Here is a 16,270-nt window from a genome sequence, read left to right on the forward strand (position 1 = left end):
CGTTACCCTGACAATGTGACGGAGCAGACATCCCAATTTGCCGATCCGAAAATCGACACCCGGGCATTGCTCGGTCTGTACGACCCGAAGGATCAGGCCGGCTGGAGCGCCATTCGCGCCGCGCAACTGAACGACGCCGGTCAGCGCGCGCTGTTCATGTTCGCGGCCAATGTGATCGGCGCGTCGATCATCGTCATGATCTTTGCGCCGCTATTACCGTTGCAGCATCTTTTCGCATGGGCCGCGCTGGTTGCCGCGGTATCGGCGGCGGTTACTTTTCACCGATTGGCGATTCGACGCCATACCCGCACCGATGCGACCATCCGCCGGGTTCGCGATACCTGGCTGGAGGGGGCCGGTCTTGCGGCGGTCTGGTCGGTCGCCCCGCTGGCGTTCGGTCAGGTTGCCGACATTCATGCCGCACTCGCCCTGTGGATCGTTCTGTCGGTGCTGATGACCGCCTATGCCTATGCGATGGCATCGCTACCGCTGGCGACCATTATCTTCCTGATCGTCACAGGGGGAAGTTTTTCGACGACCCTGCTGATCAACGGCTCTCCTACGCTTGCGGCAACCACGATATTGTTCACCCTGCTGCTGTCGATCATCTGCTATGGACGCGGTAAGGCGCTGGTACTGATCCGCGCCAGTGAGCTGTCGCTGTCCGAACGCAACGAAACCGTCAGCATGTTGCTGCGCGAGTTCGAAGACGCCAATGCCGACTGGCTTTGGGAAACCGATGCACAGCGCCGCATCCTGCGCGCCAGCCCGCGCTTCGCCAACTCGATCGGCGTCGACCCCACCGCCATCAACGGCAAACCCTTTCTGGAGATACTGGCGGGGTCGGCCTGGGAAAGCGGCAACTTTCCTCAGGGTCTGCGGGTATTTTCCGACCATTTGAAGCGCCGCGAAAGTTTCCGGGAATTGCTGCTGCCCGTCTATGTCGACGGAGAGGAACGCTGGTGGGAAATGACCGCCAGCCCCCGGTTCGACGAGCAGGGCAGTTTCACCGGCTTTCGCGGCGTCGGTTCCGATGTGACCGAAGCCCGCGCTTCCGCCGACAAGATCAACCGCATGGCACGCTATGACGCACTGACGGGCCTGCCCAACCGGATGCTGATCAACGAAACGCTGCGCCGCGCGGTGATGGAGGCGGATCGCTGGAACCGGCGCTGCGCCTTCATGATGATCGATCTGGACCGGTTCAAGGCAGTCAATGACACGCTCGGCCACCCGGTCGGCGATCGCCTGCTCAGCCGGGTATCCAAACGCCTGAAGGAGCTGATGTCCGATAATGAGATGATCGGCCGGCTGGGCGGCGATGAATTCGCGGTGGTCATTCGCGATGCCTCGGACACCGAAGCGGTCGAGGCGCTGGCACGCCAGATTATCGAAACGCTCTCACGACCCTATGAGGTCGATCAGCATACCTTGTATATCGGTGCGAGCGTCGGCATCGCCATCGGCCCGCGCGACGGACGCACGGGCGAAACACTGGTACGATCCGCCGACCTTGCGCTCTACCGGTCGAAGGATCAGGGCGGCGGCGTCTTCCACGCCTATGCGCCCGACCTGCATGTCGTGGCGGAGGAACGCCGGGTGCTGGAAATCGCGCTGCGCGAGGCGCTGGACAAGGATCAGCTTCACCTGACCTATCAGCCGGTGGTCAATACGATCGACGGCGCGCTGACCGGGTTCGAAGCGCTGTTGCGCTGGACGCATCCCGAATATGGCGCCATCTCACCCGCCAAATTCGTGCCGATGGCGGAAGAGGCTCGGCTGATCGCACCGATCGGCGAATGGGTCTTGCGCAATGCCTGTCATGAGGCAGCCCGCTGGGACGGCTCCGTGCGCGTCGCGGTCAACGTCTCTGCCGAACAGCTTCACAGCCCGAATTTCGTGACGATGGTGACGCAGACGCTCGCCCAAAGCGGCCTTGCCCCCGAACGACTGGAACTGGAAGTCACCGAAAGCGTGTTCATGCGCGAAGGCACCGGTGCCGTACAGGTGCTCGACAAGCTGCTCAATCTCGGCGTCCGGCTCAGCCTGGACGATTTCGGTACCGGCTATTCCTCGCTGGGCTATCTGTCGCGAACGCGCTTTTCCTCGATCAAGGTCGATCGCAGCTTCGTACAGAGCGCCTCGCGCAATGTCCCTGAGGCGGTCGCGATCATCCGCGCGGTGGTGGCGCTCGCCGACAGCCTGGGGATGACGACCACGGCCGAAGGCGTCGAGACCGAGGACGAATATCAGATGGTCCAGCATCTCGGCTGTTCCAGAATACAGGGATATTATTTCGGCCGACCGCTTCCCGTCGAAGAGGCACGCGCGCTGATTGCCGGGCATATGACCAACAAAAGCGCGGTGGCGTGAACAGCCTCTTGCCGATCTTCTCCGCCGTCGCTAAAGCCGCCATTCGCATAGGGGCGTAGCTCAGCTGGTTAGAGCGTCGGTCTCCAAAACCGAAGGCCCTCGGTTCGAATCCGAGCGCCCCTGCCATCCTTCAGTTTAGAGCGGTTTCCGATCTAACGCCTTGATTGCGAATCCCGCATCATGGCGCCCGGCACCGCCGCCAGCCAGCGACGCACGACTATTTGCTCGTCCTCGGGCCAGTCGGCGGCCAGCGCGCGTTCCAGCCCCTGCGCCCTTTCGCGTGCAACGCGCAGCAGGGATCGCCCTTGCGCCGTCAGTGCAAGATGCCGGATTCGACCATGGGTCGCATGTGCCTGACGAACGACGAGACCGTCCCGGACCAGATTGCCGACAATGACGCTCACCGTTTGCGGAGTCAGCAATGTCAGCCGGGCAACCTCCGCGCCGGAAACATCGTCATAGGCACCGATCATGGTCAGCACGGAAAATTGCGGGGGCGTCATCGCCAGATCGTCCAGCTCACGCGCCAGCCGGTTCTGATACATCCCCGCAGCCTGTCGCAAAAGATAGCCGAAATAGCCGCCTTCGCCCCGCTTACCCTCACCGGGCGCGGGAATGGCATCGCGGATTTCCTCGGGGCGCTTGCGCATAATATCAGAACTCTTATATAATGATCGAACTTTGACATTAATGTTTTAACCCGAAAAGGACCAGCCATGTCGGGCGCTCCCGCCGCACTATCCTATGATCAGTTCCGGAAGGAATATCGCGAGGCGCAGGATGCGCTGGTATCGCTGGGCAAATTCGTCGATGGGCGCGGGCTGGAAAAAGAGCTTACGGAACTGGTGAAGCTACGCATCTCGCAGATCAACGGCTGCGTCTTTTGTGTTCAGCTTCATCTGAACATCGCCCGTAAAATCGGTGTGGATACCGCACGGCTCGACCGCATTGCCGCGTGGCAGGATGCCGAAATCTTCACCGAACGGGAAATGGCGGCACTGGCATGGGCAGAGCATCTGACCATGAACGTCCGTGCATCGCTGCCGGAGCAGGTACGTACCGGCCTGCATCGACATTTCAGTGAGGAAGAAACGCGGCTATTGGCGATCACGGTCGGCACCATCAACGCCTGGAACCGGATTGCGAAGGGGCTGCGGTTCGCTCCCCCGACAGCGGCGTGAAGCAACCGCCTTTTTGGTCGGGATACCCGATGTGACCCGATCTACTGCTGCTCTTGCCCTTGGCGGATGAAGTCGCTAGATGCAGTGCCTATTCCGACAGTGTGGATAGGCTGCACCGGTTTCTTCTGAAAGAACCGGGCAGCGGCTCCGTGTCCCGCTGCCGACAGGTTTGACGAAGCGAGTGAACGAAGTGGCGAAAACGTCTCCGATGGAATTCATGCGGCAGGTCCGCACCGAAACCGCCAAGGTGGTATGGCCCACCCGGCGGCAGACGGTGATGACCGCGGTGATGGTCGTTATCATGACAACGATTCTGGCGCTGTTTTTCCTCGGCATCGATTCGATCTTCGAAGCGATCGTCAACTATCTGCTTTCTCTCGCAAAATAAGAATTGAGGCACATGGCGCGCTGGTACATCATTCACGCCTATTCGGGCTTTGAGAACAAGGTTCGCGATGCGATCATGGCGGAGGCCGAGCGTATGGGCCTTGACGCACTGGTCGAATCGATCGAGGTGCCGACCGAAACCGTGACGGAGGTGCGTCGCGGCAAGAAGGTGCAGTCCGAACGCAAATTCTTCCCCGGCTATGTGCTGGCGAAGCTCAGCATGAACGACGATGTCTATCACCTGGTGAAGAACACGCCGAAGGTGACGGGTTTCCTCGGTTCCAGCGGCAAGCCGCAGCCGATCAGCGAGGCAGAGGCCGCACGCATCCTGAATACCAAGGACGATGCTGCTTCCGCGCCGAAGCAGCAGGTCAAGGTCGATTACGAAATCGGCGATGCGGTCAAGGTGCTGGAAGGCCCCTTTGCCAGCTTCAACGGCGTCGTCGAGGAACTGGATTTCGACAAGTCGAAGGTCAAGGTGTCGGTGTCGATCTTCGGCCGTGCCACGCCTGTCGAACTCGATTTCGAACAGGTCGAACGCTCCAAATAAGCGCCCTCTCTGCGTTAAGAAAAACGGGCCGCGCTGCAAACGCGGCCCGTTTTCGTTGTGCATCCGGATAAACCCGGCCCGTCATTGCGAACAGCAAAGGCATGAAGCAACCCGGCATCGGCGCGCTGAACCGGATTGCTTTGCCGCGATGCTCCTCACGATGACGGTGCGGATCGCCCGCGTTTCATCCTAAAAACTCAGCCGTGCGGTGGCACGCAGATCGCGCCCCGCAAGCGGCGCATAATCCTTCAGATAGGATGCATGCCGCCGGGCATTGACGTCGAAGATATTATTGGCCGACAGCGCAAAGCTGAGCGGACGTTCCCCGCCCCAGGGACGCAGGTTAATCTCCGCATTGACCATCGTATATCCATCGGTCGGCGTCTCGACCTCCGACACCCGATGCTGGGCATCGACCCATTCGACTTCCCCGCGCACATCGATCTTTGGCGAGTTGACGCCCAGCCCGCCGAGCAGACGCAGCGGCGGAATACGCGGTGCGGGACCGATATCCACGATCTCGGCATGGACATAATCGCCCTGTGCATCGGCAACGATCTCGACACTGCCGACACGCGCCAGCGTCGCCGATCCCTGCACCTCGAACCCGTAATAGCGGGCATCCGCCTGACGGAACTGATAGACCGGCAGGCCATCCTCATATTCGCCGGTCAGATCTTCATAAATGAAGTCGCTGAACCAGTTGTAATAAGCGGAGGCCTCAAGGCTGTAATTCTGTCCGCCGCCGCGCAGGATCGCTTCCAGCCCCCAGGATTTTTCGGTGCGGAAATCGGGATTGCCGACCTCGAACGCCTCGGTACCCGCATGGGGACCGTTGGCGAACAATTCCTCCGCCGCCGGCGCACGTTCAGTTCGCGACAGATTGAGGCCAATACGCCACCCCTGCGCCACGCCATAGGATGCGCCGCCCGAAGCGGAGAAGACATCGAATTGCCGCGTGCCGGCAAAAAACTGCGGCTGCTCTTCGAACGGTACGGCGGTCAGCGTGCTGTGTTCGAACCGGGCGCCCGCTTCCAGCTTCAGCGCGCCGTAATCAAGCTGTTGCAACGTGAACAGGCCAAGCTGTTCGGTCCGGTTCTTGGGCAGAAACGCTTCGTCGCCGACGACATTGAAATCGCGGATAAAGAACTGGCCGCCGGTCACACCATTCCACGCGCCATGTTTCGCCTGAACCAGTTCCAGCCGCCCTTCCATGCCCTGATTGTAGAAAGCGGTGCCGATCTCTCCGGATTCCTCCAGTTCGAAATGGCGATAATCGGCATAGCCATAGCGGAAACGGATCTGGTCCAGTGCGCCGCCACCGGCATCCACCTCGGCCCGGAAATCGATCCGGTTCTGCAACAGGCTCAGCCGCGGTGCCTCCTGCTCCTGCCCCGGCTCGGTCGCGAACCGGATGGGTACACCGTACAGGCTGTCATAATGGCTGTACGAAACGCCGAAATTGCCGGTGTCTGTGATGTAGGCAATACCCGCGCCCGCCGTCCAGGTTTTGTTGGCGCTGTTGGGCAGCTTGTCCTTCACCGCCGCGTTGGCGGCGAAGTCGATTGGCTCTTCGCCATCCTCCGCCGGCTCGGGCGGCAGCATGGCCGACGCCAGCGCCTGCCGCCGCAGGGCGGGCGTCAGCGCATAGCCGCCGATGCGCAGGTCGTCGGTCTTCAGATAGCTGCCGTCTGCATGCACCACCCAGCGCTTACCCAGCGGCACATCCACCGATCCCGCCACCGACCGTTCATTCGCGGCGGAGCCATAGCTTGCCAGCATGTCGACATGCACAGGCTCATCGGGCACCGCACGCGGAATACGCTTGTCGATGACGTTCACCACCCCGCCGATTGCCGAAGACCCATAGAGCAGCGACTGCGGCCCGCGCAGCACCTCGATCCGCTGGGCGAGCAGCGGATTGACCACCACCGCGTGATCGACCGACGTGTTCGACACGTCTATCGAACCGATCCCGTCGGTCAGCACGCGCACGCGCTCCCCCTGAAGCCCGCGCAGCACCGGGCGCGATGCGCTCGGCCCGAAAGAGGTTGCCGATACGCCGGGCGTGTGCGCCAGCGTTTCGCCGATTGAGGGGCGCAGTGCCTGGGTCAGTTTCTGCCCCTTCAGCACCGCGACTCCCGACAGCAGGTCCTGCCGGTCGATCGGCAGGACGCCGGTCACGATAATGTCTTCGGCCGGTTCGGTGTGATAGCCGCTTTCCATCCGCTCGCGATCATCGCGTGCGGCACTGTCGGTATCCTGCGCCTGCGCGGCAGACGCAAAAAGCAACGCCGCGCCGATGGCGCAGCTCGATTTCAACAATTCGGTTCGCATGGTTTCCCCTACAACTTAACTGGCATGGCGACCGCGCTTCGCGCGCCATCGGAATCTGTCATATTGCGTTCATGTTGATGTTACAACATCTCCATGAACGAGCGGGCAGTATTTCCGTCCTGCCCTGCCCCTTCGTCACGCACCGTGCCGAATATTGCCATCCTGCCATTGCTTTGCATCGACGATTGCGATAAAGGCGCGCGCTTCCAGAGCATTGCAATGGAGTGTGCGGGAGGTTCGTTCGCGAACCGCCGGAACCGCTAAACTTGAACCGGACGGCGGGCAACGCGCCCCATGTCCAGCAACAGAGTGAGGACCATATGGCCAAGAAAATTACCGGCTATATCAATTTGCAGGTGCCCGCGGGCGCCGCCAACCCTTCCCCGCCGATCGGCCCTGCGCTCGGTCAGCGTGGTGTCAACATCATGGAATTCTGCAAGGCGTTCAACGCCGCGACCGGCGACATGGAAAAGGGCGCGCCGATCCCGACGAAGATCACCGTCTATGCGGATCGTTCCTTCTCCTTCGAAACGAAGACGCCGCCGGCGAGCTATCTGATCAAGAAGGCGCTCAACCTGAAGTCGGGCTCGAAGGAGCCGGGCAAGGTTTCGGCCGGAAAGATCACGCGGTCGAAGCTGTCGGAAATCGCCGAAGCCAAGATGAAGGATCTGAACGCCAACGATATCGAAGCGGCAACCCGCATTATCGAAGGCTCGGCCCGCGCGATGGGCCTCGAAGTGGTGGAGGGCTGAACCCATGGCAAAGCTGACCAAGAAGCAACAGGCGCTGGCCAAGGCGGTTGACGCCGACAAGCTTTACGGCGTCGACGAAGCGATCGCGCTGGTGAAAAAGAACGCTACCGCCAAGTTCGACGAAACGATCGAAGTCGCGCTGAACCTCGGTGTCGATCCGCGTCACGCCGATCAGATGGTGCGCGGCGTCGTCACCCTGCCCGGCGGCACCGGCAAGACGGTGCGCGTTGCCGTGTTCGCGCGCGGCGCCAAGGCGGATGAAGCCAAAGAAGCCGGTGCGGACATCGTCGGTGCCGAAGACCTGATGGAAACCATTCAGGGCGGCACGATCGATTTCGACCGCTGCATCGCCACGCCCGACATGATGGGTGTCGTCGGCCGTCTGGGCAAGCTGCTGGGTCCGAAGGGCCTGATGCCGAACCCGAAGCTGGGCACCGTGACCATGAACGTCGCTGAAGCCGTGAAGGCGGCCAAGGGCGGCCAGGTCGAATATCGCGTCGAAAAGGCCGGTATCATCCATTCCGGCATCGGCAAGGCAAGCTTCTCCGACGCTGATCTGCGCGCCAATTTCGATGCGCTGGTCGATGCGGTCGTCAAGGCGAAGCCGTCGGGCGCCAAGGGCAAATATGTCCGCAAGGTCGCGCTGTCGTCCTCGATGGGCGCGGGCGTGAAGGTCGACGTGGCCGAAGTCGCCTCCGCCTGAGGCACTTGCCTGCGAACCAGATAAAGGAGGGCCGGGAGCGATCCCGGCCCTTTTTTCATGCGCAGTCGTTAACCTTTATTTGCAGGGTCGTACCTAGAATCCGTCGGTATGCGCCTCGCCACCATTACCAACTGGGCCTATGGGGCCACGCTTGTCCTGACCGTCGCGGCTGGCGGTACGATGCTGCTGGCATCCAGCGCGCAGGAAAAGGAGCGCGCAGCCGTCGCCCAGCGCTATCTGCTCGATAAGGCGACCGGCGTGACGGTCGAGGACATCTACACGCTCAGCGATCAGGCGCGGCAATACATCATTACCGGCGATCCGGCGCATGTGATCGCCTATCGCCATGAACAGGCGGCTTTGGGTAGCGTCGAATCGCGCATCGGAAAAATCCGCGATGCCGGTGCCGATCCCCGCGAACTTCACGCGCTTCGGCAAGCTCTGCAATGGATCGACACGCTGCAGGACGAACAGCGCAACGCCATCGCCAGCTATCAGCGTGGCGACGCCACCCGCGCCCGGAAAATCCTGTTCGGCCCGGAATATGAACGCGAACTGGGCCATGTACGGACGCTGGTCGACCGTTTCCAGAGCAGGCTCGATCAGCGCACCAATGAAGATGTCCACGCCGCCACCGCTCTGGCGCGGACGTTGCGTACTGTTTCCGAAATTGTGCTGGCGATCACCGGGCTGCTGTTCCTCTGCGTCCTGTATTTCGTGTTCAAACAACGCGTCCTGCGCCCCGTGGTCCGGCTGAGCGATGTCGTCGGGCGTCTTGCCGAACAGGATTATGACGTCGAACCGCCTGATTATCAGCGCGTCGACGAAATCGGCGACATGGCGGAGGCGTTCGAGATATTCCGCCAGAACGGCATCGCGCGACAGCGGCTGGAGGCCGAACGCGATCAGGACCGTTCGATCCGCGACCTGCTGTCGCGCATGACGCAACGGATGCAGGGTGCGGACACGGTCAGCGACCTGAAAGCGGTGGTGCAGCGTTTCGCACCGGAAATCGCGCCCGACCTTGCCGGGCGGCTGTATCTCTTCGATCCTCAGCGCAACGCGATGGTCGAATGCTGCGACTGGCAATCCCCCATCCATTCGCGCGACAGCTTCGCACCGATGGCGTGCTGGGCACTGCGCCGGAACATGCCGCACCGCCCGGTCGGAGCGACGATCGACATTCCGTGCGATCATATCGACAGCAACCACATCATCGATTCGATCTGCCTGCCGCTGACGGCACAGCGCGAGATGCTGGGCCTGCTCTATTTCGAACCGGCGTCAGAGTTCGACGGAATTGTAAAAACCAGCGATACCTATCTGAAAATGCTGGCGGAAAATATCGGCCTCGCGCTTGCCAATCTTCGTCTGCGCGATGCGTTGCGTCAGATGGCGATGGCCGACCCGCTCACCGGACTGGCCAATCGTCGGCAGTTCGACGCCATTTTCACCGAAAAGCTGTTGGAAAGCGAACGGCTTCAACAGCCGCTGAGCTGCGTGATGGTCGATATCGATCATTTCAAACACGTCAACGATACATTCGGCCATGACGCCGGCGACGCGGTGCTGAAAGCGGTTGCCAAGGTGCTGGATCAGGCGGTGCGCGAAGAGGGGCAGGCATTCCGCTATGGCGGAGAGGAATTTGTGCTGCTGCTCCCCGGCCTCGACGCCGATCAGGCACTGGAACGCGCGGAGACGATCCGGCACCGGGTCGGAACCATACAGGTCAGCCATGACGGCAAGGATCTGGACACCGTCACCGTGTCGGCGGGCGTTGCGACCATCCCCACCCATACATCCTCCGAACGGCTGGTACGCACGGCCGATGCCGCATTGTATCGCGCCAAGAAGGAGGGCCGCAATCGCGTGGTGGTCGCCCAGCCCCGCCGGGCCGAATCCGCCGCCTGACCTGCAGCCGCACAGCGGTCAATCGGGGCAACTGCTTGCCGCACTCGCATCCAGATCGAGGCAACGCCCATCGACCGCGCCGGGCGTCAACGGAAAATGGATCAACGCGGCAAGCGTCGGCGCAATGTCGACGGTTTCCACCGCCAGCGGCTGTTCGAACCCGTTCATCCCCTTGCGCCAGAACAGGATCGGCACGCGCCGGTCATAGTTCCAGAAGCTGCCATGGGTGGCGACCTTGCCGGGGCCGGGATCGGAAATCGCCGTCACCCACTCCTTCAACGCCACCACGAAATCGCCCGAACGCGGCGCGTAAAAGGAATCCTTCGCCCGTTCGATCAGCGACCAGCTTTCCGGCGGCCCCTTGGGTGCGGGCGTTGCCTCGATCTGCGCACGTGTGAACACCGCCGCGACCTGCGGATGCGCGGAATACAGCTTTACCGCCTCCGCCAGCACGGCATCATGCTGTTTCTTGGAAAGCGTCGGATCGATCCAGAAATCGCCCGGTGCGCCCCCGTAAATCGGCTGTCCCGACAGCCCAAGGTCGGCGGCGATCCTCGCCCCCATCGCCTTGGCCGCCAGGGCGGGATCGCTGCGCGCAGCATCGGGAATGGCGTGCATCCGCTCGCGTTCGGGCAGGTCGTTGCCGCCATGGTCGGCGGTCAGCGCGACGACATAATCGACGCCGGTGGCATCGAGCACGCGAAAGAACTGCCCCAGATCGCGATCGAGCGACAGCAGTTGCAGGCACATCTCGCTGCCCTGCGTGCCATATGCGTGCCCGACATAGTCGGTGGCCGAAGCGCCGACCGAAAGGATGTCGGTGACAGGCCCCTGCCCCAGCTTCATATCCTGCACCAGCGCCGCCGCCAGCGCGAGCACCGACGCATCGGCCTCGGGCGAGCGCCTGAACGCGTCATAATCCCCTGCCTTGCGTGCAAACCTTCCCGTGCCGACCGTAAAGCCGTCGCTACCCACCGGCACCGCCCTGTCACGGGCCTGACACACCGGCGGCAGGGCGAGCGGCGGTTCCGAGTGAGCGATTTGTGCGGCCACCGCCTTGTTGGCGCGCACGACCGCAGGCGGCACTTCGCGTCCGGCATAGCTGGTGAACTTCCTGCCGTCCCACCACCAGAGCTGGTCGACCTTGTGCCCGCCCATCATCACGGCGGCGCGATCCTTGCCCGCCACCGACACGACGCGCGTGCGCGGATCGGCATCCTTCATCCGCTCGCCCAGCGTCGGCACCAGCAAATGCCTGTCGGAAACGGTGTAGTGATCCGAATTGCTGCCGGACACGCTTTCATCTTCGGCGCAATATATCCGCTTGTCCGCTCGCTTCGCATTCAGGTCATACCAGGTGTTGGCGATGATCCCGGTGCGTGAGGGGTGGTCCCCGGTCAGAATCGTCGAATGCCCCGGACAGGTCTCTGTCGCGGCGTGGCTCTGATAGCCCGACGGGAATACCGCACCCTGCATCAGGCGCGCAAACCCACTCGAAAAATAGGGCCGGTACTCGGCAAACAGATTCGCCGAAAACTGGTCGACCGAAATCACCACGATCAGCTTTGGCGGCGTTTGCGGTTGCGCCGCGTCGGCGGCGGAACGCGGCGCGGATTGCGGCGCCTGCGCACCCCCGGCAGAACCGTTCATCAACAGCGCGGCGGCAAGCATCATCGCCGTCGAACGAAAAAAGGACATCGGTCTGGTTCCCCCTGCCCCTAAGACGAGGCTAAGATACGCGGCATACCGGTCCGCACCGATACAGTGCAACCGGGTACAAGGAGGGATCGTGCGGCACCTGCGTTTCGTATTGATGACAGTCATGGCGGCGCTGCTGAGCGCGCTTGCCCTGCCCGCCGCCGCGCAGACGCTGGGGAACAGCGATCATATCGCGATCCGGCTCGTACCCGAAACCGACAGTCCTGCGCCGGGCGGCACCGTCACCCTAGCCTTTGTCTCGACGCCGGAAAAGGGGTGGCACGGCTATTGGCAGAATCCGGGCGATGCGGGTGTCAAAACCACTGCCGACTGGACACTGCCTGCCGGTGTGAAGGCAGGGCCGCTACGCTATCCGATACCGCAACGGCTGATGCTGGCGGGCATCATGAACTATGTTTTCGAAGGGCCGTTCACGCAATTTGCCGACCTCACCATTCCCGCCGATGCGAAAGCGGGCACGCGCCTGCCGATCCGGGTAAAGCTCGACTATCTCGTCTGTACCCACGAAATCTGCGTGCCGGAAACGAAGACGCTGACCACGGCGCTGACCGTCGGCGACGGCGGCATTTCTCCACAGATACGCGCGCAATTCGACCAGTGGCGACAGGCGCTTCCCAGACCGCTGGGCAGCGCGGCGCACTATGCCGTTGCGGGCAAATCCCTGCGCATCGCCATTCCGTTTCCGCAAAGCATGAAGGTCGATCCCGCAAACGCCTATTTCTTCCCCGTCACCGATGGCGCGATTTCCTATGCCGACCCGCAAAAGCTGGTCCGCGACGGCGACACACTGATCGTCGAAACGGGCGCGGGCAGCGATCCCAAAGGCACGATACAGGGTGTGTTGAAGCTGGGAAGCGATACCGGCTTTCTGGTCAGTGCCACACCGGGCGCGGTTCCGGTTCCCTCCACCGCCACGACGCAATCCGGCTGGCTCTGGAGCAGCGCGCTGGCAGCCTTTTTCGGCGCCGTGCTGGGCGGGCTGATCCTCAACATCATGCCCTGTGTGTTTCCGATCCTCAGCCTGAAAGCGCTGAGCCTCGCACGCTCCGGCGAAACCGAACACGCGGCCAGAGCCGAAGCGCTCGCCTATACGGCAGGCGTGGTACTGGTCTGTGTGGCGCTCGGCGGCATCCTGCTCGCGCTGCGGGCCGCCGGTGCGACCGCAGGCTGGGCATTCCAGCTACAGGACCCGCGCGTCATCCTGTTCCTGCTCCTGCTCGTGACTGGGATTGCGCTCAACCTTGCCGGATTGTTCGAACTGTCGGCCCCCGGCGTCGTCAACAAGGCGGCGGCACGCGGTACCGGCGGCGCCTTCGCGACCGGCGCGCTGGCGGCGTTCATCGCCACGCCGTGCACGGGTCCGTTCATGGGCGTCGCGCTGGGTGCCGCACTGGTCCTGCCCTGGCCGCTGGCACTCGCAATTTTTGCCGGATTGGGACTTGGCCTCGCCCTGCCCTTCCTCGCCATCGGATTCATTCCGGCATTGCGGGCGCGCCTGCCAAAGCCGGGAAGCTGGATGGAAACCTTCCGGCACATCCTGTCCGTTCCGATGTTCCTGACCGCGCTGGCGCTCGCCTGGGTGCTGGGGCGACAGGCGGGCGTCAACGGCATGACGCTGGGGCTGGCGGCGGCACTGCTGGCGGCGTTCGGTCTGTGGTGGACCGGACGGCGACAGTCGCGTGGAAAGTCAGCCGCATGGCTTCCCGCCGCGCTCGCCGTCCTGATCGCGCTGGGCGGCATCGCCCTGGTCGAACGCGCACCCGCACAGGCTGAAACAGCCGCCATGCCGCTCGACGCACAACCGTTCACCGAGGCACGGTTGCAGGAACTGCGCGCGTCCGGCCGCCCGGTCTTTGCCTATTTCACCGCCGACTGGTGCCTGACCTGCAAGGTCAATGAAAAGACGGCGATCGACACCAGTGAAGTCGCCCGCGCCTTCAAACAGAACAATGTCGCGGTGCTGGTCGGTGACTGGACCGATGGCGACCCGACACTGGGCCGGTTTATCGAGGCGCATAATCGTGCCGGGGTTCCGCTCTATCTGTGGTATGCTCCGGGTGCCGACTCTCCGCGCATATTGCCGCAGATTCTGACACCGGCGATGCTTGCCGCACTACCCGAAAGGCACGGCGCGGGGACATAAACAGACGGAGAAAGCTGATGATTCATCGCCTTTTTACCGGTGCCGCGATCGTCGCTGCCATGGTCGCCGCCCCAGCGCTCGCCGAACAGGTCAATGGCCGGCACGCACAGAATTTCGCCCTGACCGACATGCATGGAAAGACGGTTCACCTGTCCGACTACCTCGGAAAAGTCGTGGTGCTGGAATGGAATAATCCCGGCTGCCCGTTCGTGCAGAAACATTATCGCAGCGGGAATATGCAGAAGACACAGGCCACGGCGCGCGAAAGCGGCGTGGTGTGGCTGACCGTCAACTCCGGCGCGCCGGGCAAGCAGGGGCATATGAACGGTGCCGAGGCGCAGCAGTTCGTGTCGTCGCAAAAAGCAACGCCGACCCACTATCTGCTCGATCCCAAGGGCGTGGTCGGCCATGCCTATGCCGCCAAAACGACACCGCATATGTATATCGTCGATAGTGACGGAACACTGGTCTATCAGGGCGGCATCGACGACAAACCGACCGCCGATCCCGCCGACATCGCGGGCGCACGCAATCATGTGCTGGCGGCGCTGAAGGAAATCCGTGCCGGACAGCCCGTCTCGGTCGCCGAGACCCGGCCCTATGGCTGTTCGGTCAAATACGCGAACTGAATCCGGACGACAGAAATTCCGACTCCCCCTTGTGCAATGCAGCAAAGCGTTGCAGCATGGGAACAATTGCCATTCCGGCGACTTGGGAGAAGGAATGGGTACACGAACCGCGTTTGACGAGATCTGGGGCCATGGCGGCCCTGAACAGCCGCGAGAGGAATTCGCCGCGCTGGCCGCGTGGATGCGCGATACGCCGGCGGCCGAATTTGAACGACGGCTGCAGACGGCGGAAGCGACCTTCCGCCAACTCGGCATCACCTTCGCCGTCTATGGTGAGGAGGATTCGTCCGAGCGGATCATCCCTTTCGATCTGGTGCCGCGCATCTTCATGGCCGACGAATGGGCGCGCCTGTCCGAAGGGCTGGTCCAGCGGGTCGAGGCGATCAACGCCTTTCTGAACGACATTTACGGCGAGCGCCGAATACTCGATGAAGGCGTGCTGCCGCCCGAACTGGTGCTGGGCAACCCGCAATTCCGCACCGAAGTCGCCGGTATCCGGCCGCCGCATGGTGTCGCCGCGCATATTTGCGGGATCGATCTGGTGCGCACCGGACCGGACGAATTCTTTGTGCTGGAAGATAATGCCCGCACGCCATCGGGTGTTTCCTATATGCTCGAAAATCGCGAGGCGATGCTGCGGCTGTGCCCCGAACTGTTCCGCGAATTCCGGGTCGCGGCGGTCGACAGCTATCCCGATCTGCTGCACGATACGATGCGCTCCGTGGCCCCCCAGGGTCGCGAGTCCAATCCCGTGTGCGTGCTGCTGACGCCCGGCCATTTCAACTCCGCCTATTATGAGCACAGCTTCCTGGCCGACTCGATGGGGATCGAACTGGTCGAGCCTGCCGATCTGCTGGTCGACGACGATATTGTGTGGATGCAGACGATTGCCGGGCGCGTGCGCGTCGATGTGATCTACCGCCGGGTCGATGACGATTTTCTCGACCCGCTGGTGTTCCGCCCGGACTCCATGCTGGGGGTGCCCGGCATCATGTCCGCCTATCGCGCGGGCAATGTCACGCTGATGAACGCACCGGGCAACGGCATTGCCGATGACAAGGCGATCTACAGCTATATGCCCGAAATCGTGCGCTTCTATACCGGTGAAGAGGCGAAGCTGCCCAATGTCGAAACCTGGCGCTGTCGCGAACCCGACTCCTTCAAATATGTGCTCGACCATCTCGACGAACTGGTGGTGAAACTGGTCGACGGGTCGGGCGGCTATGGCATGCTGGTCGGGCCGACCGCGACGAAGGAGGAAATCGCCCGGTTCCGCGAAGCGCTGGTCGCCGAGCCGCACCGCTATATCGCGCAGCCGACGCTGGCGCTGTCCACCGTGCCGACCTTTGCCGATCAGGGGCTGGCGCCGCGCCATGTCGATTTCCGTCCCTTCCTGCTGACCGGACGCGGCAGGCCGCAGGTGGTGCCGGGCGGCCTCACCCGCGTCGCGCTGAAAGCCGGGTCGCTGGTCGTCAATTCCAGTCAGGGCGGCGGCACCAAGGACAGTTTCGTCCTGATGGCGGACAGCGGCCAGAGCCAGTCGCAGTCCGGCGGCGGGCAAACGCAATCGCAGGGTCGGGGGTGA

Annotated in this window: 13 protein-coding genes and 1 tRNA gene; 11 read left to right on the forward strand and 3 right to left on the reverse strand. The window is 62.6% G+C overall.

Translation table 11 applies throughout. From position 1 onward, the window contains the following. Positions 1–15: 15 nt before the first annotated feature. Together FHR23_RS01530 and FHR23_RS01535 are read left to right on the forward strand one after the other, a co-directional pair. Positions 16–2,373 carry a putative bifunctional diguanylate cyclase/phosphodiesterase gene (locus tag FHR23_RS01530; protein ID WP_343042929.1) on the forward strand — a complete coding sequence of 786 codons (2,358 nt, stop codon included), beginning with the start codon at positions 16–18 and terminating at the stop codon, positions 2,371–2,373. A gap of 49 nt (positions 2,374–2,422) precedes the next feature. Then, a tRNA-Trp gene (locus FHR23_RS01535) sits at positions 2,423–2,499 on the forward strand. Positions 2,500–2,525: 26 nt separating this feature from the next. Here the strand turns inward: FHR23_RS01535 and FHR23_RS01540 are convergent. Beyond that, the gene (locus FHR23_RS01540) at positions 2,526–3,023 is read right to left on the reverse strand and encodes a MarR family winged helix-turn-helix transcriptional regulator (protein WP_184001175.1); all 498 of its coding nucleotides are present in this window, start codon (positions 3,021–3,023) and stop codon (positions 2,526–2,528) included. Between the two features lie 66 nt (positions 3,024–3,089). Between FHR23_RS01540 and FHR23_RS01545 the strand changes: the two genes are divergently transcribed. From FHR23_RS01545 to nusG, 3 genes are all read left to right on the forward strand, one after another. Continuing rightward, positions 3,090–3,554: a carboxymuconolactone decarboxylase family protein gene (locus tag FHR23_RS01545; protein ID WP_184001176.1), complete on the forward strand. Its 465-nt coding sequence runs from the start codon at positions 3,090–3,092 to the stop codon at positions 3,552–3,554. A 190-nt stretch (positions 3,555–3,744) separates the two neighbouring features. Then, positions 3,745–3,942, forward strand: a complete 198-nt coding sequence (gene secE / locus FHR23_RS01550) for a preprotein translocase subunit SecE (RefSeq protein WP_184001177.1) — start codon at positions 3,745–3,747, stop codon at positions 3,940–3,942. A 12-nt stretch (positions 3,943–3,954) separates the two neighbouring features. Next, positions 3,955–4,491 (forward strand): transcription termination/antitermination protein NusG, encoded by a 537-nt coding sequence (gene nusG / locus FHR23_RS01555; RefSeq protein WP_184001178.1) that lies wholly within the window; start codon positions 3,955–3,957, stop codon positions 4,489–4,491. A gap of 189 nt (positions 4,492–4,680) precedes the next feature. On the opposite strand, the gene FHR23_RS01560 is transcribed toward nusG, so the two are convergent. After that, the gene (locus FHR23_RS01560; protein WP_184001179.1) at positions 4,681–6,828 is read right to left on the reverse strand and encodes a TonB-dependent receptor; all 2,148 of its coding nucleotides are present in this window, start codon (positions 6,826–6,828) and stop codon (positions 4,681–4,683) included. Positions 6,829–7,148: 320 nt separating this feature from the next. Here FHR23_RS01560 and rplK point away from each other — a divergent pair, with 320 nt between their 5' ends. The 3 genes from rplK (at position 7,149) to FHR23_RS01575 (ending at position 10,194) form a co-directional block, all read left to right on the forward strand. Next, positions 7,149–7,580 carry a 50S ribosomal protein L11 gene (gene rplK / locus FHR23_RS01565; RefSeq protein WP_184001180.1) on the forward strand — a complete coding sequence of 144 codons (432 nt, stop codon included), beginning with the start codon at positions 7,149–7,151 and terminating at the stop codon, positions 7,578–7,580. A gap of 4 nt (positions 7,581–7,584) precedes the next feature. Then, on the forward strand, positions 7,585–8,283 hold the full coding sequence (gene rplA / locus FHR23_RS01570; RefSeq protein WP_184001181.1) for a 50S ribosomal protein L1: 699 nt from the start codon (positions 7,585–7,587) through the stop codon (positions 8,281–8,283). Positions 8,284–8,391: 108 nt separating this feature from the next. Beyond that, positions 8,392–10,194, forward strand: coding sequence for a diguanylate cyclase (locus FHR23_RS01575; RefSeq protein WP_184001182.1), 1,803 nt, complete (start codon positions 8,392–8,394; stop codon positions 10,192–10,194). Between the two features lie 18 nt (positions 10,195–10,212). Here FHR23_RS01575 and FHR23_RS01580 read toward each other — a convergent pair whose 3' ends face one another. After that, positions 10,213–11,844, reverse strand: coding sequence for an alkaline phosphatase family protein (locus FHR23_RS01580; RefSeq protein WP_425506347.1), 1,632 nt, complete (start codon positions 11,842–11,844; stop codon positions 10,213–10,215). Positions 11,845–11,983: 139 nt separating this feature from the next. Between FHR23_RS01580 and FHR23_RS01585 the strand changes: the two genes are divergently transcribed. The 3 genes from FHR23_RS01585 to FHR23_RS01595 all read left to right on the forward strand — a co-directional run bounded on the left by FHR23_RS01585 (position 11,984) and on the right by FHR23_RS01595 (position 16,270). Then, the gene (locus tag FHR23_RS01585; protein ID WP_184001184.1) at positions 11,984–14,056 is read left to right on the forward strand and encodes a thioredoxin family protein; all 2,073 of its coding nucleotides are present in this window, start codon (positions 11,984–11,986) and stop codon (positions 14,054–14,056) included. Positions 14,057–14,073: 17 nt separating this feature from the next. Next, on the forward strand, positions 14,074–14,685 hold the full coding sequence (locus tag FHR23_RS01590; RefSeq protein WP_184001185.1) for a redoxin domain-containing protein: 612 nt from the start codon (positions 14,074–14,076) through the stop codon (positions 14,683–14,685). A 94-nt stretch (positions 14,686–14,779) separates the two neighbouring features. Further along, entirely contained in the window at positions 14,780–16,270 is a 1,491-nt protein-coding gene (locus tag FHR23_RS01595) for a circularly permuted type 2 ATP-grasp protein (RefSeq protein ID WP_184001186.1), read from the forward strand.

The sequence above is a fragment of the Stakelama sediminis genome (genome assembly GCF_014199335.1).
GTDB classification, from domain to species: Bacteria; Pseudomonadota; Alphaproteobacteria; order Sphingomonadales; family Sphingomonadaceae; genus Sphingomonas; species Sphingomonas sediminis.